The sequence below is a fragment of the Pseudomonas vlassakiae genome (assembly GCF_014269035.2).
Classification (GTDB): Bacteria; Pseudomonadota; Gammaproteobacteria; order Pseudomonadales; family Pseudomonadaceae; genus Aquipseudomonas; species Aquipseudomonas vlassakiae.
The window spans coordinates 1-23,323 of the sequence record NZ_JABWRP020000016.1 but is presented as its reverse complement, the minus strand read 5'-3'; the positions used below and the strand labels follow the sequence as shown (position 1 = coordinate 23,323).

Annotated in this window: 23 protein-coding genes; 16 read left to right on the top strand and 7 right to left on the bottom strand. The window is 60.6% G+C overall.

The window, feature by feature from the left end:
* The first annotated feature begins 244 nt into the window (after positions 1-244).
* From HU738_RS19510 to HU738_RS19495, 4 genes are all read left to right on the top strand, one after another.
* Positions 245-1,273 (top strand): amino acid ABC transporter substrate-binding protein, encoded by a 1,029-nt coding sequence (locus tag HU738_RS19510; protein ID WP_176508291.1) that lies wholly within the window; start codon positions 245-247, stop codon positions 1,271-1,273.
* Between the two features lie 67 nt (positions 1,274-1,340).
* Entirely contained in the window at positions 1,341-2,519 is a 1,179-nt protein-coding gene (locus tag HU738_RS19505) for an amino acid ABC transporter permease (protein ID WP_186601244.1), read from the top strand.
* A gap of 10 nt (positions 2,520-2,529) precedes the next feature.
* Positions 2,530-3,627 (top strand): amino acid ABC transporter permease, encoded by a 1,098-nt coding sequence (locus tag HU738_RS19500; protein WP_186601245.1) that lies wholly within the window; start codon positions 2,530-2,532, stop codon positions 3,625-3,627.
* A 10-nt stretch (positions 3,628-3,637) separates the two neighbouring features.
* The gene (locus HU738_RS19495) at positions 3,638-4,402 is read left to right on the top strand and encodes an amino acid ABC transporter ATP-binding protein (protein WP_027918029.1); all 765 of its coding nucleotides are present in this window, start codon (positions 3,638-3,640) and stop codon (positions 4,400-4,402) included.
* A gap of 43 nt (positions 4,403-4,445) precedes the next feature.
* On the opposite strand, the gene algW is transcribed toward HU738_RS19495, so the two are convergent.
* Complete coding sequence (gene algW, locus HU738_RS19490) at positions 4,446-5,606, bottom strand: Do family serine endopeptidase AlgW (RefSeq protein WP_099815830.1); 1,161 nt, start codon at positions 5,604-5,606, stop codon at positions 4,446-4,448.
* A 168-nt stretch (positions 5,607-5,774) separates the two neighbouring features.
* Between algW and HU738_RS19485 the strand changes: the two genes are divergently transcribed.
* From HU738_RS19485 to cysN, 3 genes are all read left to right on the top strand, one after another.
* Complete coding sequence (locus HU738_RS19485) at positions 5,775-6,533, top strand: Nif3-like dinuclear metal center hexameric protein (protein ID WP_186601246.1); 759 nt, start codon at positions 5,775-5,777, stop codon at positions 6,531-6,533.
* A 231-nt stretch (positions 6,534-6,764) separates the two neighbouring features.
* Positions 6,765-7,682: a sulfate adenylyltransferase subunit CysD gene (gene cysD, locus HU738_RS19480; RefSeq protein ID WP_054884652.1), complete on the top strand. Its 918-nt coding sequence runs from the start codon at positions 6,765-6,767 to the stop codon at positions 7,680-7,682.
* Between the two features lie 16 nt (positions 7,683-7,698).
* The gene (gene cysN, locus HU738_RS19475) at positions 7,699-9,600 is read left to right on the top strand and encodes a sulfate adenylyltransferase subunit CysN (RefSeq protein ID WP_186601247.1); all 1,902 of its coding nucleotides are present in this window, start codon (positions 7,699-7,701) and stop codon (positions 9,598-9,600) included.
* Positions 9,601-9,760: 160 nt separating this feature from the next.
* On the opposite strand, the gene HU738_RS19470 is transcribed toward cysN, so the two are convergent.
* The 3 genes from HU738_RS19470 to HU738_RS19460 all read right to left on the bottom strand — a co-directional run bounded on the left by HU738_RS19470 (position 9,761) and on the right by HU738_RS19460 (position 11,990).
* Entirely contained in the window at positions 9,761-10,069 is a 309-nt protein-coding gene (locus HU738_RS19470; protein ID WP_367616179.1) for a bacteriocin immunity protein, read from the bottom strand.
* Positions 10,066-10,410 carry a pyocin-S2/colicin E7-DNase domain-containing protein gene (locus HU738_RS19465; RefSeq protein WP_367616180.1) on the bottom strand — a complete coding sequence of 115 codons (345 nt, stop codon included), beginning with the start codon at positions 10,408-10,410 and terminating at the stop codon, positions 10,066-10,068. Before HU738_RS19465 ends, HU738_RS19470 begins: the two co-directional genes overlap by 4 nt.
* A gap of 1,100 nt (positions 10,411-11,510) precedes the next feature.
* On the bottom strand, positions 11,511-11,990 hold the full coding sequence (locus HU738_RS19460; RefSeq protein ID WP_186601250.1) for an Lrp/AsnC family transcriptional regulator: 480 nt from the start codon (positions 11,988-11,990) through the stop codon (positions 11,511-11,513).
* A gap of 127 nt (positions 11,991-12,117) precedes the next feature.
* Here HU738_RS19460 and HU738_RS19455 point away from each other — a divergent pair, with 127 nt between their 5' ends.
* A complete protein-coding gene (locus HU738_RS19455) occupies positions 12,118-13,314 on the top strand; it encodes a methionine gamma-lyase (RefSeq protein ID WP_186601251.1) in 1,197 nt (398 codons plus the stop codon).
* 74 nt (positions 13,315-13,388) lie between these two features.
* Here HU738_RS19455 and HU738_RS19450 read toward each other — a convergent pair whose 3' ends face one another.
* Positions 13,389-13,826, bottom strand: a complete 438-nt coding sequence (locus HU738_RS19450; RefSeq protein ID WP_186601252.1) for a Z-ring associated ZapG family protein — start codon at positions 13,824-13,826, stop codon at positions 13,389-13,391.
* A gap of 135 nt (positions 13,827-13,961) precedes the next feature.
* Here HU738_RS19450 and HU738_RS19445 point away from each other — a divergent pair, with 135 nt between their 5' ends.
* From HU738_RS19445 to zapE, 3 genes are all read left to right on the top strand, one after another.
* The gene (locus tag HU738_RS19445) at positions 13,962-14,597 is read left to right on the top strand and encodes an alpha/beta hydrolase (RefSeq protein ID WP_186601253.1); all 636 of its coding nucleotides are present in this window, start codon (positions 13,962-13,964) and stop codon (positions 14,595-14,597) included.
* Positions 14,598-14,622: 25 nt separating this feature from the next.
* Positions 14,623-15,972 carry a tryptophan--tRNA ligase gene (locus HU738_RS19440; protein ID WP_186601254.1) on the top strand — a complete coding sequence of 450 codons (1,350 nt, stop codon included), beginning with the start codon at positions 14,623-14,625 and terminating at the stop codon, positions 15,970-15,972.
* Between the two features lie 85 nt (positions 15,973-16,057).
* On the top strand, positions 16,058-17,152 hold the full coding sequence (gene zapE / locus HU738_RS19435; RefSeq protein ID WP_176508307.1) for a cell division protein ZapE: 1,095 nt from the start codon (positions 16,058-16,060) through the stop codon (positions 17,150-17,152).
* Positions 17,153-17,185: 33 nt separating this feature from the next.
* Here zapE and HU738_RS19430 read toward each other — a convergent pair whose 3' ends face one another.
* Both HU738_RS19430 and HU738_RS19425 read right to left on the bottom strand, forming a co-directional pair.
* Positions 17,186-18,106 (bottom strand): GlxA family transcriptional regulator, encoded by a 921-nt coding sequence (locus HU738_RS19430; RefSeq protein ID WP_176508366.1) that lies wholly within the window; start codon positions 18,104-18,106, stop codon positions 17,186-17,188.
* A gap of 224 nt (positions 18,107-18,330) precedes the next feature.
* A complete protein-coding gene (locus HU738_RS19425) occupies positions 18,331-19,371 on the bottom strand; it encodes an NADP(H)-dependent aldo-keto reductase (RefSeq protein ID WP_186601255.1) in 1,041 nt (346 codons plus the stop codon).
* 258 nt (positions 19,372-19,629) lie between these two features.
* Here HU738_RS19425 and rplM point away from each other — a divergent pair, with 258 nt between their 5' ends.
* The 5 genes from rplM to HU738_RS19400 all read left to right on the top strand — a co-directional run bounded on the left by rplM (position 19,630) and on the right by HU738_RS19400 (position 23,312).
* Positions 19,630-20,058, top strand: a complete 429-nt coding sequence (rplM, locus tag HU738_RS19420) for a 50S ribosomal protein L13 (RefSeq protein ID WP_003260798.1) — start codon at positions 19,630-19,632, stop codon at positions 20,056-20,058.
* Positions 20,059-20,072: 14 nt separating this feature from the next.
* On the top strand, positions 20,073-20,465 hold the full coding sequence (gene rpsI / locus HU738_RS19415) for a 30S ribosomal protein S9 (protein ID WP_003260797.1): 393 nt from the start codon (positions 20,073-20,075) through the stop codon (positions 20,463-20,465).
* A 263-nt stretch (positions 20,466-20,728) separates the two neighbouring features.
* A complete protein-coding gene (gene petA / locus HU738_RS19410; protein ID WP_054884640.1) occupies positions 20,729-21,322 on the top strand; it encodes a ubiquinol-cytochrome c reductase iron-sulfur subunit in 594 nt (197 codons plus the stop codon).
* The gene (locus HU738_RS19405) at positions 21,322-22,533 is read left to right on the top strand and encodes a cytochrome b (RefSeq protein WP_176508367.1); all 1,212 of its coding nucleotides are present in this window, start codon (positions 21,322-21,324) and stop codon (positions 22,531-22,533) included. The genes petA and HU738_RS19405 overlap by 1 nt, the downstream gene beginning before the upstream one ends.
* Positions 22,533-23,312, top strand: coding sequence for a cytochrome c1 (locus HU738_RS19400; protein WP_054884638.1), 780 nt, complete (start codon positions 22,533-22,535; stop codon positions 23,310-23,312). The genes HU738_RS19405 and HU738_RS19400 overlap by 1 nt, the downstream gene beginning before the upstream one ends.
* The last annotated feature ends 11 nt before the right edge of the window (positions 23,313-23,323 follow it).

Here is a 23,323-nt window from a genome sequence, read left to right as displayed (position 1 = left end):
ATACAACTTTCCCTACTTGACGAGCGCTTAAACGCTACAGCCAGCAAATCTGGTACGCGCTTTGCAATTCTTCATTCGATGCAAAGGGCGGGCCGTGACGGTAACACCCTCTGCACGCGAAGGCTGTCACAGAACAGCCCATTGCGCCAATTGACCCAATAACAAGCCAACAAGGGTCGGATGCGCCTCATAAGGGTGCGGTGCAATTCCGGCTCGTACAACAAGAGCGATTTGGAGGTTGTGAATGAAGATGTTGAAAACCACCCTGGCAGTCCTGACCGCTGCCGCTGCACTGGGCGCCGTGAGCACCGCCCAGGCCGGCGCCACCCTCGATGCGGTAAAGAAGAAGGGCTTCGTCCAGTGTGGCGTGAGCGACGGTCTTCCAGGCTTCTCGGTACCTGATGCGCAGGGCAAGATCGTCGGTATCGACGCCGATGTCTGCCGCGCCGTGGCCGCTGCCGTATTCGGCGACGCGACCAAGGTCAAGTTCAGCCAGCTCAACGCCAAGGAACGCTTCACCGCGCTGCAGTCGGGCGAAGTCGACGTGCTGTCGCGCAACACCACCTGGACCAGCTCGCGCGATGCCGGCATGGGCCTGGTGTTCGCTGGCGTGACCTACTACGACGGCGTTGGCTTCCTGGTCAATAAAAAGCTCGGCGTTTCCAGCGCCAAGGAACTCGACGGTGCGACCATCTGCATCCAGGCCGGTACCACCACCGAGCTGAACGTGTCGGACTTCTTCCGGGCCAACGGCCTGAAGTACACCCCGATCACCTTCGACACTTCCGACGAAAGTGCCAAGTCGCTGGAATCCGGCCGTTGCGACGTACTGACCTCGGACAAGTCGCAACTGTTCGCCCAGCGCTCCAAGCTGGCCGCGCCGACCGACTACGTGGTACTGCCGGAAACCATCTCCAAGGAGCCGCTCGGCCCGGTGGTGCGTAAAGGCGACGAAGAATGGTTCAGCATCGTCAAGTGGACCCTGTTCGCCATGCTCAACGCCGAAGAGGCCGGCATCACCTCGAAGAACGTCGAGGCCGAAGCCAAGGCCACCAAGAACCCGGACGTCGCCCGCCTGCTGGGTGCGGACGGTGAATACGGCAAGGACCTCAAGCTGCCCAAAGACTGGGTGGTACAGATCGTCAAGCAAGTCGGTAACTACGGCGAAGTGTTCGAGAAGAACCTGGGCCAGGGCACCGACCTGAAGATCGACCGTGGCATGAACGCCCTGTGGAACAACGGCGGCATCCAGTACGCGCCACCTGTGCGCTGATGGCTGCACCCTGCGGCGGCATCCCGCCGCTGCAGGTTGTTCGGATCCCTATTTTTCGGGGCACTTCATGCAAAATCAAATTGGCGCACCCAAGGGCCTTTCCCTGAACGACCCGCGCGTGCGTGCCTGGCTGTTCCAGATTGTCACGATCGCCTTTGTGGTGGGGCTGGGCTGGTACCTCTTCCACAATACCCAGACCAACCTGCAACATCGGGGCATTACCTCGGGTTTCGACTTTCTCGAGCGTAGCGCCGGTTTCGGCATCGCCCAGCACCTGATTCCCTACGTGGAGTCCGACAGCTATGCGCGGGTGTTCGTCATCGGCCTGCTCAATACCCTGCTGGTGACGTTCATCGGGGTGATCCTGGCGACCGTCCTCGGCTTCGTCATCGGCGTGGCGCGGTTGTCGCCGAACTGGATGATCAGCAAGCTGGCGACCGTGTATGTGGAAACCTTCCGCAACATTCCGCCGTTGCTGCAGATCCTGTTCTGGTACTTCGCTGTGTTCCTGACCCTGCCGGGGCCAAGGGGCAGCATCAACATCGACGACACCTTCTTCATCAGTAACCGTGGCCTGAACATGCCGGGTGCCTCGATGGCCGACGGCTTCTGGCCGTTCGTGGCCGCCCTGGTGCTGGCGCTGGTGGCGATCGTGGTGATGGTGCGTTATGCCAACAAACGCTTCGATGCGACCGGCGAGCCGTTCCACAAGTTCTGGGCAGGGCTTGCGCTGTTCATCGCCATTCCAGGCGCCTGCGCGCTGCTGTTCGGCAGCCCGGTGCATTGGGAGGTGCCGCAGCTCAAGGGCTTCAACTTCGTCGGTGGCTGGGTGTTGATCCCCGAACTGCTGGCGCTGACCCTGGCGTTGACCATCTACACGGCGGCGTTCATTGCCGAGATCGTGCGTTCCGGCATTCGTTCGGTGAGCCACGGCCAGACCGAAGCGGCCCACTCGCTTGGCCTTCGCGACGGCCCGACCCTGCGCAAGGTGATCATCCCCCAGGCACTGCGGGTGATTATTCCGCCACTGACCAGCCAGTACCTGAACCTGGCGAAGAACTCGTCACTGGCGGCCGGTATCGGTTACCCGGAGATGGTCTCGCTGTTCGCCGGTACCGTGCTCAACCAGACCGGCCAGGCCATCGAGGTGATCGCGATCACCATGAGTGTCTATCTCGCCATCAGCATCAGCATTTCGCTGCTGATGAACTGGTACAACAAGCGCATCGCGCTGATCGAGCGGTGAGGATACGCCCGTGAATGCTCATGTTTTCAAACCCGACATGCCGCCACCGGTGAAAACCGTCGGCGTGCTCGCATGGATGCGTGCAAACCTGTTCTCCAGCTGGCTCAACACCCTGCTGACCGTGTTCGCCGTGTACCTGGTGTGGCTGATCGTGCCACCGCTGGTGCATTGGGCGTTGATCGACGCCAACTGGGTCGGCACCACCCGCGCCGACTGCACCCGGTCGGGCGCCTGCTGGGTGTTCGTGCAGCAGCGCTTCGGCCAGTTCATGTACGGCTACTACCCGGCCGAGCTGCGCTGGCGTGTCGACCTCACCGTGTGGCTGGCCGTGCTCGGTGCGGCACCGCTGTTCATCAAGCGCTTCCCGCGCAAGGCCTTCTACGGCCTGGGCTTTCTGGTGCTGTATCCGATCATCGCCTACACCCTGCTGCATGGCGGCGTGCTGGGCCTGAGCAATGTCGCCACCAGCCAGTGGGGCGGCCTGATGCTGACCCTGGTGATCGCCACCGTGGGGATCGTCGGCGCCTTGCCACTGGGTATCCTGCTCGCCCTAGGCCGGCGCTCGAAGATGCCGGCGGTGAAGGTGGTCTGCGTGACCTTCATCGAGTTCTGGCGTGGCGTGCCGCTGATCACCGTGCTGTTCATGTCGTCGGTGATGCTGCCGTTGTTCCTGCCGGAAGGCATGAGCTTCGACAAGCTGCTGCGGGCGATGATCGGGGTGATCCTGTTCCAGTCGGCCTATGTCGCCGAGGTGGTCCGCGGAGGCCTGCAGGCCATCCCCAAGGGTCAGTACGAAGCCGCCGCTGCCATGGGCCTGGGCTACTGGCGCTCGATGGGCCTGGTGATTCTGCCGCAGGCGCTCAAGCTGGTGATCCCCGGCATCGTCAACACCTTCATCGCCCTGTTCAAGGACACCAGCCTGGTGATCATCATCGGCCTGTTCGACCTGCTCAACAGCGTCAAGCAAGCCGCCGCTGACCCGGCCTGGCTGGGCATGGCCACCGAGGGCTACGTGTTTGCCGCCCTGGTGTTCTGGATTTTCTGTTTCGGTATGTCCCGCTACTCCATGCACCTGGAGCGCAAGCTGGACACTGGCCACAAGCGTTAGGAGTTTCGAAATGAGTGAAGCGATCAAGCAGCCTGCCGGCCCCGAAGGCATCATCCAGATGCAGGGCGTGAACAAGTGGTACGGCCAGTTCCATGTGCTCAAGGACATCAACCTGAACGTGCGCCAGGGCGAGCGCATCGTCCTGTGCGGGCCATCCGGCTCAGGCAAGTCGACCACCATCCGCTGCCTCAACCGCCTGGAAGAACACCAGCAGGGCCGCATCGTGGTCGACGGCGTGGAACTGACCAACGACCTCAAGCAGATCGAAGCGATCCGCCGAGAGGTGGGCATGGTGTTCCAGCATTTCAACCTGTTTCCGCACCTGAGCATTCTGGAAAACTGCACCTTGGCACCGATGTGGGTGCGCAAGATGCCTCGGCGCAAGGCCGAGGAAATCGCCATGCACTACCTTGAGCGGGTACGCATTCCGGAGCAGGCGCACAAGTTCCCAGGGCAGCTCTCGGGTGGCCAGCAGCAGCGTGTGGCGATTGCCCGGGCGCTGTGCATGAAGCCGAAGATCATGCTGTTCGACGAGCCGACCTCGGCGCTGGACCCGGAAATGGTCAAGGAAGTGCTCGACACCATGGTCGGCCTGGCCGAGGACGGCATGACCATGCTCTGTGTGACCCACGAAATGGGCTTTGCCCGCACCGTGGCGAACCGGGTGATCTTCATGGACAAAGGGGAAATCGTCGAGCAGGCGGCGCCGGATGACTTCTTCGACCGCCCGCGCAGTGACCGGACCAAACTGTTCCTCAGCCAGATCCTGCACTGATATACGCAATGAAAAAAGGGGCCGCGCATGCGGCCCCTTTTTTTCAGTTCTCTTCCTTCGCCGGGCTCGGCGCCGGTGGTGGTCGTAGCCCCACCTCGGCAATCAGCTTGAGCTGCTGACCATTGCGCATCACCTCGATGGTGATCTTCTCGGTCGGCTTGATCCGCGCCACCTGGTTCATCGACTTGCGCCCGTCACCGGCCGGTTCACCGTTGATGCTCAGGATCACATCGCCCAGCTGCAGCCCGGCCTTCTGCGCCGGGCCGTCGCGGAAGATTCCGGCTACCACGATGCCCGGGCGGCCCTGCATGCCGAACGATTCAGCCAGCTCCTGGCTCAACGGCTGCACTTCGATGCCCAGCCAGCCACGGATCACCTGGCCATGCTCGACGATCGACTTCATCACCTCCAGTGCCAGCTTGATCGGAATGGCGAAGCCGATGCCCTGGGAACCGCCGGACTTGGAGAAAATCGCGGTGTTGATGCCGACCAGGTTGCCATTGGCGTCGACCAGTGCACCCCCGGAGTTACCCGGGTTGATGGCCGCGTCGGTCTGGATGAAGTCTTCGTAGTTGTTCAGGCCCAGCTGGTTGCGGCCGGTGGCACTGATGATGCCCATGGTCACGGTCTGGCCAACGCCGAACGGGTTGCCGATGGCCAGTACCACATCACCGATGTGGATGTTGTCGGAGCGGCCGATGGTGATGGCTGGCAAGTTCTTCAGGTCGATCTTCAGCACCGCCAGGTCGGTTTCCGGGTCGCTGCCGATCACCCGTGCCAGGGTTTCACGGCCGTCTTTCAGGGCCACGACGATCTGGTCGGCGCCGCTGGTGACGTGGTTGTTGGTGAGCAGGTAGCCCTCGGGGCTCATGATCACCGCCGAGCCCAGGCTCGACTCCCAGCGGCGCTGCTTGGGCAGGTTGTCGCCGAAGAAGCGGCGGAACTGCGGGTCTTCGAACAGCGGGTGGGCGGTCTTGTTCACCACCTTGGTGGTGTAGAGGTTGACCACGGCCGGGGCGGCGAGGGTCACGGCGTCGGCGTAGGACACCGGGCCCTGCATGATCCGCGTGGTTTGCGGAGCTTGCTGCAGGTTGACGTCCTGGCTGGGCAGACCGACCCACTCCGGGTAGCGCTGGATGATCAGTACGGCGATCAGAATACCGGTAAGCAGGGGCCAGCCAAAGTAACGCAACGCCTTGAACATGAACGAGTCCTGGAAAGAGCGGGGGCCGGTGGCCGCGCAATGGGGCATGAGCGCGCGCGATCATACACCGGTTCCCCCGATGCCGGCGACGGCCCATAATGGCCCGCATTATACGGGCGTTCTGCAGGCGTTGCGCCCGTGAAAAGCGCAGATTTCGAGGAGATTTTCATGGCCGTCGCTCTCAACACCCTGGTCGAGGAAGCCGAACGCTACCTGGGCAGCGCGAAGATCCAGGACTATTGCCCCAATGGCCTGCAAGTCGAGGGCCGGCCACAGGTCAGCCGCATCGTCAGCGGCGTCACCGCCAGCCAGGCCTTGCTGGATGCCGCGGTCGAAGCCGAGGCCGACCTGATCCTGGTGCACCATGGCTACTTCTGGAAGGGCGAGAACCCCTGCGTGACCGGGATCCGACAGCGCCGGCTGAAGACCCTGCTCAAGCACGACATCAGCCTGCTGGCGTTTCACCTGCCGCTGGATGTGCACCCTGAAGTCGGCAACAACGTGCAGCTGGCGCGGCAACTGGACATCACCGTCGAAGGCCCGCTGGACCCGGAGAACCCCAAGGTGGTCGGGCTGGTCGGTTCGCTGGCGGAACCGGTGACCGCGCGCGATTTTGCCCGTCGGGTGCAGGAAGTGCTCGGGCGTGAGCCATTGCTGGTTGAAGGTGACGCGATGATCCGCAGGGTGGGCTGGTGCACCGGGGGCGGGCAGGGCTACATCGACACGGCGATCGCTGCGGGAGTTGACCTGTACCTCACGGGCGAGGCGTCCGAACAGACCTATCACAGCGCCCGCGAGAATGGCGTCAGCTTCATTGCTGCCGGGCACCATGCTACCGAGCGCTATGGAGTGCAAGCCCTGGGTGACTACCTGGCGCGGCGCTTTGCCCTCGAGCACCTGTTCATCGATTGCCCGAATCCGATCTGATATCGGTGTCGCCGGCTTCCACAGGTTCGGCGTCAACCTCCAAGGCGGCGCGGTCCCTGTAGGCGCGGGTTTATCCGCGAAGGGCCGGGCCTGCCAGCCCCAAACCCCCAGTCATATCGTTAGACTTTTTCGATCTAGCCCGCCTCCTAAATAGAAGCAGCCGCTGTGATAAAGTGGCTCGCTCGAACACGGCCCGCAGGCCGTCCATAAGATCGTTTTTCGTGAGTAGCCATGGTCGACAAACTGACGCACTTGAAACAGCTGGAGGCGGAAAGCATCCACATCATCCGCGAGGTGGCCGCCGAGTTCGACAACCCGGTGATGCTGTACTCGATCGGCAAGGATTCCGCCGTGATGCTGCACCTGGCGCGCAAGGCCTTCTTCCCGGGCAAGCTGCCGTTCCCGGTGATGCACGTCGACACCCAGTGGAAATTCCAGGAGATGTACCGCTTCCGCGACAAGATGGTCGAGGAAATGGGCCTGGAGCTGATCACCCACGTCAACCCTGAGGGTGTGGCGCAGGGCATCAACCCATTCACCCATGGCAGCTCCAAGCACACCGATATCATGAAGACCCAGGGCCTCAAGCAGGCGCTGGACAAGCATGGTTTCGACGCCGCCTTCGGTGGCGCGCGCCGCGACGAAGAGAAGTCCCGGGCCAAGGAGCGCGTGTATTCGTTCCGTGACAGCAAGCACCGCTGGGACCCGAAGAACCAGCGCCCGGAACTGTGGAACGTCTACAACGGCAAGGTCAACAAGGGCGAGTCGATCCGCGTCTTCCCGCTGTCGAACTGGACCGAGCTGGATATCTGGCAGTACATCTACCTCGAAGGCATCCCGATCGTGCCGCTGTACTTCGCCGCCGAGCGTGAAGTCATCGAAAAGAACGGCACCCTGATCATGATCGACGACGATCGCATCCTCGAGCATCTTTCCGAGGAAGAAAAGGCGCGCATCGTCAAGAAGAAGGTGCGTTTCCGTACCCTCGGCTGCTACCCGCTGACGGGCGCTGTCGAGTCGGAAGCCGAGACGCTCACCGACATCATTCAGGAAATGCTCCTGACGCGCACTTCCGAGCGCCAGGGCCGAGTCATCGACCACGATGGCGCCGGTTCCATGGAAGACAAGAAACGTCAGGGCTACTTCTAATTTTCAGGGTCACTCCATGTCGCACCAATCCGATTTGATCAGCGAAGATATCCTCGCTTATCTGGCTCAGCACGAGCGTAAAGAACTGCTGCGTTTCCTCACCTGCGGTAACGTGGATGACGGCAAGAGCACCCTGATCGGGCGCCTGCTGCACGACTCGAAGATGATCTACGAGGACCACCTCGAGGCCATCACCCGTGATTCGAAGAAAGTCGGCACCACCGGCGAAGAAGTCGACCTGGCGCTGCTGGTAGACGGCTTGCAGGCCGAGCGCGAGCAGGGCATCACCATCGATGTCGCCTATCGCTACTTCTCGACCGCCAAGCGCAAGTTCATCATCGCCGACACCCCGGGCCACGAGCAGTACACCCGCAACATGGCCACCGGCGCGTCCACCTGCGACCTGGCGATCATCCTGGTCGATGCCCGCTACGGCGTGCAGACCCAGACCCGTCGCCACAGCTACATCGCCTCGCTGCTGGGCATCAAGCACATCGTGGTCGCAGTCAACAAGATGGACCTCAAGGGCTTCGACGAAGGCGTGTTCGAGTCGATCAAGGCCGACTACCTGAAGTTCGCCGAGGCCATCAACCTGAAGCCAAGCAGCCTGCACTTCGTGCCGATGTCGGCGCTCAAGGGCGACAACGTGGTCAACCACAGCGAGCAATCGCCTTGGTACGCCGGCCCGACCTTGATGGAAATCCTCGAGACCGTCGAAGTGTCGGCCGACCGCAACGTCACCGACCTGCGCTTCCCGGTGCAGTACGTCAACCGCCCGAACCTGAACTTCCGCGGCTTCGCTGGCACCATCGCCAGCGGCGTGGTGCACAAGGGTGACGAAGTGGTCGTGCTGCCGTCGGGCAAGAGCAGCCGGGTCAAGTCCATCGTCACCTACGAAGGTGAACTGGAAAACGCCGGCCCGGGCCAGGCCGTGACCCTGACCATGGAAGACGAGATCGACATCTCCCGTGGCGACCTGCTGGTACACGCCGACAACGTACCGCCAGTCACCGACCAGTTCGACGCCATGCTGGTGTGGATGGCCGAGGAGCCGATGCTCCCGGGCAAGAAGTACGACATCAAGCGCGCCACCAGCTATGTGCCTGGCTCGATTGCCAGTATCACCCACAGAGTCGATGTGAACACCCTGGAGCAGGGCGCTGCCAGCGCGCTGCAGTTGAATGAGATCGGCCGCGTCAAGGTTGCCCTGGACGCCGCGATTGCCCTGGACGGTTACGAGAGCAACCGCACCACTGGTGCGTTCATCGTCATCGACCGCCTGACCAACGGCACCGTCGGCGCCGGCATGATCATCGCGCCGCCAGTCCTGCCGCACGGCGGCGCCGGGCAGCATGGCAAGCTCGCTCACGTGTCCACCGAAGAGCGCGCCCTGCGTTTCGGCCAGCAGCCGGCCACCGTGCTGTTCAGCGGCCTGTCCGGCGCTGGCAAGAGCACCCTGGCCTATGCCGTTGAGCGCAAGCTGTTCGACATGGGCCGTGCGGTATACGTGCTCGATGGCCAGAACCTGCGCCACGACCTGAACAAGGGCCTGCCACAGGACCGCGCCGGCCGCACCGAGAACTGGCGCCGCGCCGCCCATGTGGCGCGCCAGTTCAACGAAGCTGGCTTGCTGACCCTGGCGGCGTTCGTCGCCCCGGATGCCGAAGGCCGTGAACAGGCCAAGGCGCTGATCGGCAAGGAGCGCCTGGTGACCGTCTACGTTCAGGCCTCGCCGCTGGCGTGCCGTGAGCGTGACCCACAGGGCCTGTACGCAGCCGGTGGCGACAACATCCCGGGTGAAAGCTTCCCGTACGACGTGCCGCTGGATGCTGACCTGGTGATCGACACCCAGAGCACCAGTGTTGAGGAAGGTGTGAAGCAGGTGCTGGATGTGCTGCGGCAGCGTGGCGCGATCTAAGCATCGATGCTTGTGAGAAAAGAAACCCCGCTTCGGCGGGGTTTTTTTTGTGGGGCGCAAGTACGTATTGTGGGCTGCCAGGTGCTTGCCTTGGTTTTTTCTGCGCCTGTGAGATCGAGCGCCGCCCGCGCGGCGCTCGATTTGCGCACCACCAAACAACTCAAGACAGGCACTTGGTAGCAAATTCCTGGTTCTGCTTATCAGGCAGTAGCATGCCCTTGAACAGGGGAAGTCCCTTTGATTTTCGCCAGGCAACGATCCGTGTGATCACCCCAACGGCGCAGCCCTCCAGTTCGTTTGCCGGGTGGTAGAGGAGGTCAGATCCATCCGGATGTCCTGCCATCTCGATAAAGTGTTCGAGCAAGCGATCCTGCCAGACGGATGTACCAGATGCCTGTAGCAATTCCTCAACCACCGTCGTGAATTCGGCGTAGGTATAGTCGGCAAGGCAGTGTTTTTGACTGATCACCACTTCACCTCCGATGACAGCGCATACTGCAGGACGCTCATGATCCGCATGTTGTCTGCGTCGTACATCGCACCGCCAAAGGCGGGTGGGTCGAGGTGACAGATCTGATAGTTGCGCACGCCTTTTGCGGTTTCACCGAAAGGCGCGCGGGGTGGCCAGCCTTGCTTGATCCGATTAAGTTGCGAGGTCACGAATTGTTGGGAGTAGACCGGGTCTTCGGCGATTGCCAGCCAGAAGGCTTGGGAGAAATCGTCGAAGTTGTGGAAGGATTGTTTTTCCAGTTTCTTTGCGATGTAGTTGGGTAGCGGGAATGTCATGCCGGTATTTCTCTCTTGTTTGATGGTGAGATCATCGTTCAGCTAGTTGGTTTCTTGATCCAGCGGCGGTGCTCTTGATAGTCCATCTGCCGTTCGCAGCCTTGTTTGTAAGGGTCTATGTCACACTGAAATTTCATTTCTTGCCTGTTAGGAAGCAGTAGGGGCATTTCGCCTGTGCATCCGGACAATATGAAAATAACGACTGCTAATAGCTGTATCATATGGTGCTCGAGTCTATGTGTTGGCAACGTCCTATTGGGTCGTTGTTTAGTGTGGTTTATTTTTGGCCAGCGGGGAGTCCTTTCCATGCATTGGATATTATGGCTAATTTATAAATGTGAAATGTAATAATTGTATGTGGGAGAACTCTATCTTTGCTGTAGGAGATTTTCCCCATGGTTGGGGCGGGAATATGTTCTGGGTGTGACGGTGAATTGCATTTGCGGATGATGAGCGCATGCCACTACTGAGTGGTATCCGAAACTTATCTGAATAGGACTTTTGTCATGGGGAAAAGCAAGTATCAACAGATACAATATCAGCCGTTCCAAGGGTCTGGGGGAGTATTGCTTCCTCCTAATCAGGCCATGCGGGCTGGGCATTTCATAAGGTCTGATAATGGAAGATTTGTACTTCGTCTTAGGGGCGATGGTAATCTAGTTTTGGAAGACGCTGGTTCGGCTGTTTGGATCGCCGACCATACGCAGCCATACAGTTCTACGTTCCGTAATCAATCTCGCGAACCGCTTCAGTTTGTCGTGAGTAACTCTGGATTTTTATATGATCCGTCACGCGATAGGATATGGTCTGCGCAGAGCACGGAGACGCTGGATAGGTCGTATTGGACAAATAATTATCTGAAAATTACCGATACCGGGAACATTCTAATATTTGATGGCCGCAATGGGGAGGTTCGATGGGCGCGTCATGGTTATGCGCCAGGACGACTGCCTCGTAAACCTAAAATATATCCTCATGTTTACCCTCCCATTCCTGGTCCGCTCATTGAAATTCCTCATGATTATCCATGAGTTGTAGCGGTGAATTAGGTCTTGCCGATCTCCAAGCTGCATGCTTTGCTTTGATTCTAGTAGTTTGGAGATCGTTATTGATTGTGTGGCTTTTCAGATGTGCACTTCTGACACCGGAATCACCCGTTTTTCCTTAACTGCCTTATAAGAAAAACTCGAATAAATCTCCTTCACCCCCGGCAACCGCTGCAGTACTTCCCGGGTAAACTCCCCAAACGACTCCAGGTCCCTCGCCAGAATCTCCAGCAGAAAGTCATACCGTCCAGAAATGTTGTGGCAAGCCACAATCTCGGGAATCTCCATCAGCCGTTGCTCGAACGCCAAAGCCATGTCCTTGGTATGCGAATCCATCATGATGCTGACGAACGCCGTCACCCCGAACCCCAGTGACTTAGGCGACAAGATGGCCTGGTAGCCGGTGATATAGCCGTTGTCTTCCAGCAATTTGACCCGCCGCCAGCACGGCGAGGTGGTCAATGCGACCTGGTCGGCAAGTTCGGCAATGGTCAGGCGGGCGTTGGCCTGCAGGGCGGCAAGCAGGGCGCGGTCGGTGCGGTCGAGGCTTGAAGGCATGATTTGCCCTCCTGGTGCTGTATTTGTTGTTTTCATTCCAAAACAGGCGCAAACGCGTGGGCAATTTTGGAAAAGATCAGACAGCTCGGTGGCATAAGCTTATAACAAACCACTAGAGGCTGTTGCCATGCGCGACTCCCATAACAACACCGGTTTTTCCACCCGTGCCATCCACCATGGCTACGACCCGCTTTCCCACGGCGGTGCCCTGGTGCCACCGGTTTATCAAACTGCAACCTATGCCTTCCCCAGCGTGGAATACGGCGCGGCCTGCTTTGCCGGGGAGGAGGGTGGGCATTTCTACAGCCGTATCTCCAACCCGACCCTGGCCTTGCTGGAGCAGCGCATGGCGTCACTGGAAGGGGGCGAGGCGGGCCTGGCGCTGGCGTCGGGCATGGGGGCCATCACCTCGACGCTGTGGACCCTGCTGCGCCCCGGTGATGAGCTGATCGTTGGGCGCACGGTGTATGGCTGCACCTTCGCCTACATGCACCATGGCATCGGCGAGTTCGGCGTGAAGGTGCGGCATGTCGACCTCAATGACGCCAAGGCGCTGAAAGCGGCGATTACCCACAAGACCCGGATGATCTACTTCGAAACCCCGGCCAACCCGAACATGCAACTGGTCGATATCGCCGCAGTGGCTGAAGCGGCGCGGGGGCATGACCTGCATATCGTGGTCGACAACACCTATTGCACGCCTTACCTGCAGCGGCCACTGGAGCAGGGGGCCGACCTGGTGGTGCATTCGGCGACCAAGTACCTCAGTGGCCACGGCGATATCACGGCCGGGCTGGTGATCGGGCGCAAGGCGCTGGTGGACCGGATTCGCCTTGAAGGCCTCAAGGACATGACTGGCGCGGTGCTGTCACCGCACGATGCCTCACTGTTGATGCGTGGCATCAAGACGCTTGCATTGCGCATGGACCGTCACTGCGCGAATGCCCAGCAGATTGCCGAGTTCCTCACGCGCCAGCCACAGGTGGAACTGATCCAGTATCCGGGGCTGCCATCGTTCGCCCAGTACGAACTCGCGCAGCGGCAGATGCGCTTGCCGGGCGGGATGATCGCTTTCGAACTCAAGGGCGGGATCGACGCCGGGCGGCGCTTCATGAATGCACTCCAACTGTTTGCCCGGGCGGTGAGCCTGGGTGATGCCGAGTCGCTGGCGCAGCATCCGGCGAGCATGACCCATTCCAGCTATACGCCCGATGAGCGGGCGCACCACGGCATTTCCGAGGGGCTGGTGCGGCTATCGGTGGGGTTGGAGGATGTCGAGGACTTGTTGGCGGATGTGGAGCAGGCTTTGAAGGCTTGCAGCTAGATTGCCTGCGAACAGGCCAGTGAATCCAGCCCAAGAAAAAGGCCTCATGCGAGGCCTTTTTCATGTTCAGCTGTTCAGCGCTTGAGCCCGTAGCTCTCGTCGAGCATGCCCGGCGAGTTCGGCGTTTTGGGCGCGTAATCACGTGGCACTTCGGCGGTGTCTTTTGGAGGGGTCAGGCGATCGCGTGGAACCTGAGTGCCTTCCGAGTGCAGTGCAGCCAGCAGGCGTTGGCGGGTCACTTCGTCGAGGGCCAGGGCATTGGCACCCTCTGCCAGGTGATCCTGTACATCCTGGTAGCTCTGGGTCAGCCGCTTGACCAGCACGGCAGTGCTGTTGAAGTGGGTGACCACCTCATGCTGGTAAGTGTCGAAGCGCTTCTGGATATCATCCAGCTGACGCTGGGTGCTGCTGGGCGCTGCATTGGGCAACAGGCGGGCCACGATGAAACCGACCGCCACACCGATGACCAGGGCCAGGGTTGGCAACAACCAAACAAGTAGCGAGAGTTCCACGAGTCCTTCCTCTATAAACGGCTTTGCTTTACGTTAACGGCTCAGACCTGCGCTGTATACCGCGAGCGATCGCAAATCAGAACAGAATTCCTCACCTAGACGAATCGACCCCCTTCGAGGTCACGGAGTAGTGCCTTGCTTGTCCGCGAAACCCCCTTGTTCATCGATGGCCCGATCGGCCAGCTGGAAGCCTTGTACCTGGACGTGGCCGATGCCCGCGGTGCGGTGTTGATCTGCCACCCCAACCCGGTCCAGGGCGGCACCATGCTCAACAAGGTGGTCTCGACCCTGCAGCGCACCGCCCGCGACGCCGGCTACGTGACCCTGCGCTTCAACTACCGCGGTGTAGGCCAGAGCGCCGGCAGCCATGACATGGGGGCCGGCGAGGTGGCCGATGCCGAGGCCGCCGCAGCGTGGCTGCGCGCGCAACACCCCGAGCTGCCCCTGGTGCTCATGGGCTTCTCGTTCGGTGGCTTCGTCGCCACCAGCCTGGCCGGGCGCCTGGAAGCGCAAGGCGTGGAGCTGCAGCAGCTGTTCATGATCGCCCCGGCGGTAATGCGCCTGACCGCCGACTTCCCGCTGCCGCAGCGCTGCCCGATCGCCGTGGTGCAGCCTGAGGCCGACGAAGTCGTCGATCCGCAGCTGGTTTACGAATGGTCCGACGCACTGGGGCGCCCCCATGAGCTGCTGAAAGTGGCAGAATGCGGACACTTCTTCCATGGCAAGCTGACCGATCTGAAGGATCTGCTGCTGCCGCGCCTTTCGAACTGAGCCAAGCCTGAATAAGCGAACACCCATGACCACGCGCATCCTCACCGGTATCACCACCACCGGCACCCCGCACCTGGGCAACTACGCCGGCGCCATCCGCCCGGCGATCGTCGCCAGCCAGCAGCCGGGTGTCGACTCGTTCTACTTCCTGGCCGACTATCACGCCCTGATCAAGTGTGACGACCCGCTGCGCATCCAGCGCTCGCGCCTGGAAATTGCCGCGACCTGGCTGGCCGGCGGCCTGGATCCGGCCAAGGTGACCTTCTACCGGCAGTCCGACATTCCCGAGATCCCCGAGCTGACCTGGCTGCTGACCTGCGTCGCCGCCAAGGGCCTGCTCAACCGCGCCCACGCCTACAAGGCCTCGGTGGACAAGAACCTCGAAACCGGCGAAGACCCCGATGCCGGCGTGACCATGGGCCTGTACAGCTACCCCGTGCTGATGGCTGCGGACATCCTGATGTTCAACGCCAACAAGGTGCCGGTCGGCCGTGACCAGATCCAGCACGTGGAAATGGCCCGTGACATCGGCCAGCGTTTCAACCACCTGTTCGGCCAGGGCAACGACTTCTTCGCCCTGCCGGAAGCGGTGATCGAGGAGAGCGTGGCGACCCTGCCGGGCCTGGACGGGCGCAAGATGTCCAAGAGCTACGACAACACCATCCCGCTGTTCACCAGCGCCAAGGACATGAAAGACGCCATCTCGCGCATCGTCACTGACTCGCGGGCACCTGGTGAAGCCAAGGACCCGGACAATTCGCACCTGTTCACCCTGTTCCAGGCCTTCTCGACGCCGTCGCAGTGCGCCGAGTTCCGTGAAGAGCTGCTTCAGGGCCTGGGCTGGGGCGAAGCGAAGCAACGCCTGTTCCAGCTGCTCGACGGCCAGCTGGCCGAGAAGCGCGAGCACTACCACCAGCTGATTTCGCGTCCGGCAGACCTGGAGGACATCCTCCTTGCCGGCGCCGCCAAGGCGCGCCTGATCGCCACCCCGTTCCTCGAGCAGCTGCGTGAGGCCGTGGGCCTGCGCTCGTTCCGCAGCAGCGTGCAGGCCAGCACCGAAGTGAAGAAAAAAGCCGTCAAGAGCGCGCGCTTCGTCAGCTTCCGTGATGAAGACGGCAGCTTCCGCTTCCGCCTGCTGGCCGCCGATGGCGAGCAACTGCTGCTGTCGCGCAGCTTCGCCGACGGCAAGAGCGCCGGTGCCGTGAGCAAGCAGCTGCAGCAGGGTGGCGACGCCGACGTGCGCGTTGATGGCCTGGGCTTCAGCCTGTGGCTGAACGGTGAGCAGGTTGCCGACGGGCCGCAGTTCGACACTGCCGAAGCCCGTGATTCGGCCATCGAAAGCCTGCGTGTAGCGCTTCAGCCGCAACAGGACTGAGGCATTTCGCCGCAAGTCTGATTGCCATTAAGCGGGCCTGTCGCTACAGTGACGGCCCGTTTTTTGTTGCCTCGCTAACGAAATCATGACGCCCCTAGAACGATATCAAGCAGATCTGAAACGTCCCGACTTCTTCCATGACGCGGCGCAGGAAACTGCGGTACGTCACCTGCAGCGTCTGTACGACGACTTGGTGCGCGCGCAGAACAACAAGCCGGGCGTGTTCGGCAAGCTGTTCGGCAAGAAGGAGCAGACGCCAGTCAAAGGCCTGTACTTCTGGGGTGGGGTAGGGCGTGGCAAGACCTATCTGGTCGACACCTTCTATGAAGCGCTGCCGTTCAAGCAGAAGATGCGCACGCACTTCCACCGCTTCATGAAGCGCGTCCATGAGGAAATGAAAACCCTCAAGGGCGAGAAGAACCCGCTGACCATCATCGCCAAGCGCTTCAGCGAAGAAGCCAAAGTGATCTGCTTCGACGAATTCTTCGTGTCCGACATCACCGACGCCATGATCCTCGGCACCTTGATGGAAGAGCTGTTCAAGAACGGCGTCTCGTTGGTGGCGACCTCCAACATCGTCCCGGACGGCCTGTACAAGGACGGCCTGCAGCGCGCACGCTTCCTGCCGGCCATCGCCATGATCAAGCAGTACACCGACGTGGTGAACGTCGACAGCGGCGTCGACTACCGTCTGCGTCACCTGGAGCAGGCCGAGCTTTACCACTTCCCGCTCGATGACGCGGCGCACCAGAGCATGCGCGCAAGCTTCAAGGCCCTGACGCCGGAATGCACCCAGGCCGTCGAGAACGACGTGCTGATGATCGAAAATCGCCCGATCAATGCCCTGCGCACCTGCGACGACGTCGCCTGGTTCGACTTCCGCGCCCTGTGCGACGGGCCGCGCAGCCAGAACGACTACATCGAACTGGGCAAGATCTTCCATGCCGTGTTGCTGAGCAACGTGGAGCAGATGGGCGTCACCACCGACGACATCGCCCGCCGCTTCATCAACATGGTGGACGAGTTCTACGACCGTAACGTCAAGCTGATCATCTCGGCCGAGGTCGAGCTGAAGGACCTGTACACCGGCGGGCGCCTGAGCTTCGAATTCCAGCGGACCCTCAGCCGTTTGCTGGAAATGCAGTCGCACGAATTCCTGGCGCGTGCGCACAAGCCATAAGTAAACAGGGGGCCGCACAGCAGCCCCCTGGCCTCAAGCCTCTTGCATGAATTGTTGCCGATACTGGTTCGGCGACAACTCCGTGTGCTGGCGGAACAGCCGCGCAAAGAAACTCGCATCGTCATAACCGACCTCATAACTGATGGTCTTGATGCTCTTGCGTGTGCTCGACAGCAACCCCTTGGCTGTCTCGATGCGTAACCGTTGCAGGTAGTGCAGCGGTTTGTCACCGGTCGCCCCTTGAAAGCGGCGCATGAAGTTGCGGATGCTCATGCCATGGTTGCGAGCCACATCCTCGAAGCGGAACTTGTCGGCGAAATGCTCCTCCAGCCAGTGCTGGATCTGCAGGATGATCAGGTCCTGGTGCAGCTTCTGGCCGCCGAAGCCCATGCGCCCTGGGGTGTAGTTGCGCTGTACTTCGTAGAGGATGTCGCGGGCCACGGCACGCGCTACATTGGCGCCGCAGAAACGCTCGATCAGGTAGATGTACAGGTCACAGGCTGATGTGGTGCCGCCGGCGCAGTACAGGTTGTCGGCGTCGGTCAGGTGCTTGTCCTGGTTCAGGCGAATCTTCGGGAAGCGCTCGGCGAAACTGTTGAAGAAGCGCCAGTAGGTGGTCGCCTCCTTGCCATCGAGCAGGCCGGATTCGGCCAGCCAGAACACCCCGCTGGCTTCGGCGCAGAGCACGGCGCCACGGGCGTGCTGTTCGCGCAGCCAAGGCAGTACCTGTGGATAACGTTGCAGCAGGTTGTCGAAATCGTCCCAGAAGGCCGGGAGAATGATGACGTCGGCATCGTCGAGGCCGCCATCGACCGGCAATTGCACATTGCTGAAGCTGTCCACCGGCTGGGCGTCGGGGCTCACCAGGCGAATCTCGAACATGGGCTGCAGGCCCAGGCCCAGCTGCTTGCTGTAGCGCAAGCTGGCGAGGTGGAAGAAATCCTTGGCCTGCATCAGGGTCGAAGCGAACACCTTGTCAATGGCCAGGATGCTGACGCGCCGCAACGACGCGGAGGGTTGGGTAAACATCATTGTCATTGTTCTTATAGGGTAGAGTGGTCAATCACCGGCTGGATCGTCTTATTTTTTGGCGATTGTGTCTACCCCGCCCCCTCAAGGTCTGCACCAAACCCTGTGGGCGCGGGTTTACCCGCGATGAAGCCGATACCGGGTTCAGCTCAAGGCGCCGGGTTCGGCTGTTCCTGATGGATCGCCTCGATCGCCGCGAGCAGTTCGTCACTGAGGTTCAGCTGCAGGCTGTCGAGGTTGCTCTGCAGCTGCACCAGGTCGGTTGCGCCGATGATGTTGCTGGTGACGAATGGCTGCCGGGTCACGAACGCCAGGGCCATTTGTGCCGGGTCCAGGCCATGCGCCCGGGCCAGTTGTACATAACGGCTGCAGGCTGCCACGGTCTGCGGGTTGGAGTAGCGGGCGAAACGGCTGAACAGGGTCAGCCGGCCTTTTTCCGGCCGGGCACCGTTCTCGTACTTGCCCGAGAGCATGCCGAATGCCAAGGGCGAATAGGCCAGCAGGCCGCATTGCTCGCGGATAGCCACCTCAGCCAGGCCCACTTCGAAGCTGCGGTTGAGCAGGTTGTAAGGGTTCTGGATCGACACCGCCCGCGGCCAGCCGCGGCTATCGGCCAGCTGCAGGAACTTCATGGTGCCCCATGGCGTTTCGTTGGACAGGCCGATATGCCGGATCTTGCCGGCACGTACCTGTTCGTCGAGCACTTCGAGGGTTTCTTCCAGTGGGGTGAACAGGTCGTTGGCCAAGTGCTGGTAGCCCAGCTTGCCGAAGAAGTTGGTGCTGCGCTCCGGCCAGTGCAGCTGGTAGAGGTCGATGTGGTCGGTCTGCAGGCGCTTGAGGCTCTGGTCCAGCGCGGCGACGATGTGCTGGCGGTTGTGCTTGAGCTGGCCGTCGCGGATGTGGCTGATGCCATTGCCGGGCCCGGCGACCTTGCTGGCCAGTACCCAGTCATCGCGATCGGCGTTGGCACGGAACCAGTTGCCGATGATGCGCTCGGTGGCGGCATAGGTTTCCGGGCGTGGCGGCACCGGATACATCTCGGCGGTGTCGATGAAGTTGATGCCGCTGGCCTTGGCCAGGGCAATCTGCTCGAACGCCTCGTCCTGGGTGTTCTGCTCGCCCCAGGTCATGGTGCCCAGGCACAGGGCGCTGACGTCGAGGTCGGTACGGCCGAGCTTGCGGTATTCCATCGGGAAAACACTCCTTGGCAAAAGAAGCCCATCAAAGCAGGTTGAAATTTTTCGCGCAATCTGGATAATTCTGCCCCTCTCCGTGTGGCGGAAGTGATGCACCACCACGCAGGAAGAACCCCGTCGAACATTGGCGTGCCCGACCCGAGCCCCCAAAAGCGTCAGCGTTCGGCTGCGCGCTTGCCCTTGGCAAGCTGTGCACTATCCAGTAAGATTCGCCGTCTATTTTTCGCTGGGCGGCCTCTGAGGCTTTAGAGAATGAAAACTTTTACTGCTAAACCGGAAACAGTAAAGCGCGAGTGGTTCGTAGTCGACGCCGCTGGCCAGACCCTGGGTCGTCTGGCTACCGAAATCGCTAGCCGTCTGCGTGGCAAGCACAAACCAGAATACACCCCTCACGTTGACACCGGCGACTACATCGTCGTCATCAACGCTGAACAGGTTCGTGTGACTGGTGCCAAGTCTTCCGACAAAATGTACTACTCCCACTCCGGTTTCCCAGGCGGTATCAAGGAAATCAACTTCGAGAAGTTGATCGCCAAGGCCCCTGAGCGTGTTATCGAAACCGCGGTCAAAGGCATGCTGCCTAAGAACCCGCTGGGTCGCGACATGTACCGTAAGCTGAAAGTGTACGCGGGTGCTGCTCACCCACACACTGCTCAGCAGCCTCAAGAACTGAAGATCTAACGGGAAAGTTCATTATGTCGGCGACTCAAAATTACGGCACTGGCCGTCGCAAGACCGCAACCGCTCGCGTATTCCTGCGTCCGGGTACTGGTAACATTTCCATCAACAACCGTTCTCTGGACGTGTTCTTCGGTCGCGAAACCGCTCGCATGGTTGTTCGCCAGCCGCTCGAGCTGACCGAAACCGTTGAGAAGTTCGACATCTACGTCACCGTTTCCGGTGGTGGTGTCAGCGGTCAGGCCGGTGCTATCCGTCACGGTATCACCCGCGCTCTGATGGAATACGACGAAACCCTGCGTGGCGCTCTGCGTCGTGCTGGCTACGTCACCCGCGACGCTCGTGAAGTCGAGCGTAAGAAAGTGGGTCTGCGTAAAGCGCGTAAGCGTCCTCAGTACTCCAAGCGTTAATACCGCTTCGGCAGTCGAAGAAAGCCCGGTTCCTTGGAACCGGGCTTTTTTTTGTGCTTGAACTAACCTGTCAGCATGTCGGTGACCACTGGTCGCATAGACGCAGATCAAGCAAAGCGCGGGTTATGGCTCCCTGTGGGGGTAATCACCTTGTCACTGTGTGGATTTGTTTCTTACCATGGCGACCAATTTTTAGTGCCACAGACACAACCTAAGTACAGGTCAGGTCCAACTGGCCAAGCAAGCTGATGGGAGAGGACTGAATGAGCAATGACGGCGTCAACGCAGGCCGGCGCCGCTTCCTCGTAGCCGCGACATCCGTGGTCGGGGCAGCGGGGGCAGTGGGGGCTGCGGTACCGTTCGTGGGGTCATGGTTTCCCAGTGCCAAGGCGAAGGCAGCCGGGGCACCGGTGAAGGTCAATATTGCCAAGGTCGAGCCGGGGCAGCAGATGGTTGCCGAATGGCGTGGCCAGCCGGTATTCATCGTGCGGCGTACCCAGGAGATCCTTGGCAACCTCAAGAAGATCGAAGGTGACCTCTCCGATCCTCAATCGAAAAGCTCGGTACAGCCGACCTATGTCGACCCTGAGGTCCGCTCGATCAAGCCGGAAATCCTCATTCTCGTCGGCCTCTGCACGCACTTGGGTTGCTCACCGACCTTTCGCCCGGAAGTTGCGCCCGCAGACCTCGGGCCGAAGTGGGTCGGTGGCTATTTCTGCCCTTGCCACGGCTCCCACTACGACCTGGCCGGCCGTGTCTACAAGGCGCAACCGGCGCCTCTCAACCTGCCAGTACCGCCGCATTCTTATGAGTCGGACGACATTGTCGTCATCGGCGTCGACCAGGAGAAAGCATGATGAGCAAGTTCATGGACTGGATTGACGCGCGCTTCCCGGCCACCAAGATGTGGGAAGACCACCTGAGCAAGTATTACGCGCCCAAGAACTTCAACTTCCTGTATTTCTTCGGCTCGCTGGCACTGCTGGTGCTGGTCAACCAGATCGTCACTGGCGTGTGGCTGACCATGAGTTTCACGCCCTCGGCGGAAGAGGCCTTTGCCTCGGTCGAGTACATCATGCGTGACGTCGAGTACGGCTGGATCCTGCGCTATCTGCACTCCACCGGCGCTTCGGCATTCTTCATCGTGGTCTACCTGCACATGTTCCGCGGCCTGCTCTATGGCTCGTACCAGAAGCCTCGTGAGCTGGTGTGGCTGTTCGGCATGCTGATCTACCTGGCGCTGATGGCGGAAGCGTTCATGGGCTACCTGCTGCCCTGGGGGCAGATGTCCTACTGGGGTGCCCAGGTGATCATCTCGCTGTTCGGCGCCATACCGGTGATCGGCGGCGACCTGACCCAGTGGATCCGTGGTGACTACCTGATTTCGGGCATCACCCTGAACCGCTTCTTCGCCTTGCACGTGGTGGCTTTGCCGATCGTGATTCTCGGCCTGGTGGTGCTGCATATCCTGGCCCTCCACGAAGTAGGCTCGAATAACCCCGATGGTGTCGACATCAAGAAGAAAAAGGACGAGAACGGCATTCCGCTCGACGGCATTCCGTTCCACCCGTACTACACGGTGAAAGATATCGTCGGTGTGGTGGTGTTCCTGTTCGTGTTCTGTGCCGTGGTGTTCTTCTTCCCGGAGATGGGCGGTTATTTCCTGGAAAAACCCAACTTCGAGCAGGCGAACGCGTTCAAGACGCCCGAGCATATCGCGCCTGTGTGGTACTTCACGCCGTTCTACGCGATCCTGCGGGCGGTGCCTGACAAGCTCATGGGTGTAATCGCCATGGGTGCCGCAATTGCCGTGCTGTTCGTGCTGCCCTGGCTCGACCGCAGCCCGGTGCGCTCCATGCGCTACAAGGGCTGGATCAGCAAGCTCTTCCTGCTGGTGTTCTGCATTGCCTTCGTCATCCTCGGCATCCTCGGCGTACTGGCGCCTACGCCTGGGCGTACCTTGCTGTCGCAGGTGTGCACGGTGCTGTACTTCGCCTACTTCGTGTTGATGCCGTTCTACACAAGGCTCGAGAAGACCAAACCGGTTCCGGAAAGGGTGACTGGCTGATGAAAAAGTTGATTGCAGTATTTTTGCTGGCAGTGATGCCTGCCTTTTCCTTCGCTGCCGAACACGGCCTGGAGCTGGACAAGGTCGATATCGACCTGACCGACAAAGCGGCCATGCAGGACGGTGCGCGCACCTTTGCCAACTATTGCATGGGTTGCCACAGTGCCAAGTTCCAGCGTTACGAGCGGGTTGCCGATGACCTCGGCATCCCTCATGAGTTGATGCTCGAGAAGCTGGTGTTCACCGGGGCCAAGATTGGCGATCACATGCAGATCGGCATGCAGCCCAGCGACGCCAAGACCTGGTTCGGTGCTGCCCCGCCCGACCTTACCCTGGTTGCGCGGGTGCGAGGTACCGACTGGCTGTACACCTACCTGCGCAGCTTCTATGAAGACAAGTCGCGCCCGTACGGGGTCAACAACAAGGTGTTCCCGAACGTCGGCATGCCCAACGTGCTGGTCGGCCTGCAAGGCAACCAGGTGATTGGCTGCAAGCAGGTGCAGATGGTGGTCGATGGCAAGAAGCAATTCGACCCATTGACGGGTAGCCCGCTCACCCATGAAGCCTGTGACCAGCTGACCATTACGCCGAATTCCGGTACCCTGAACACCGAGCAGTTCGACGAGAAGGTCAAGAACCTGGTGACCTTCCTGGCCTATTCGGCCAACCCGGTCAAACTGGAAAGCCAGCGCATCGGTACCTACGTGTTGCTGTACCTGGCTTTCTTCTTCGTATTCGCCTACTTGCTCAAGCGCGAATACTGGAAGGACGTGCACTGATCACGCAGTAA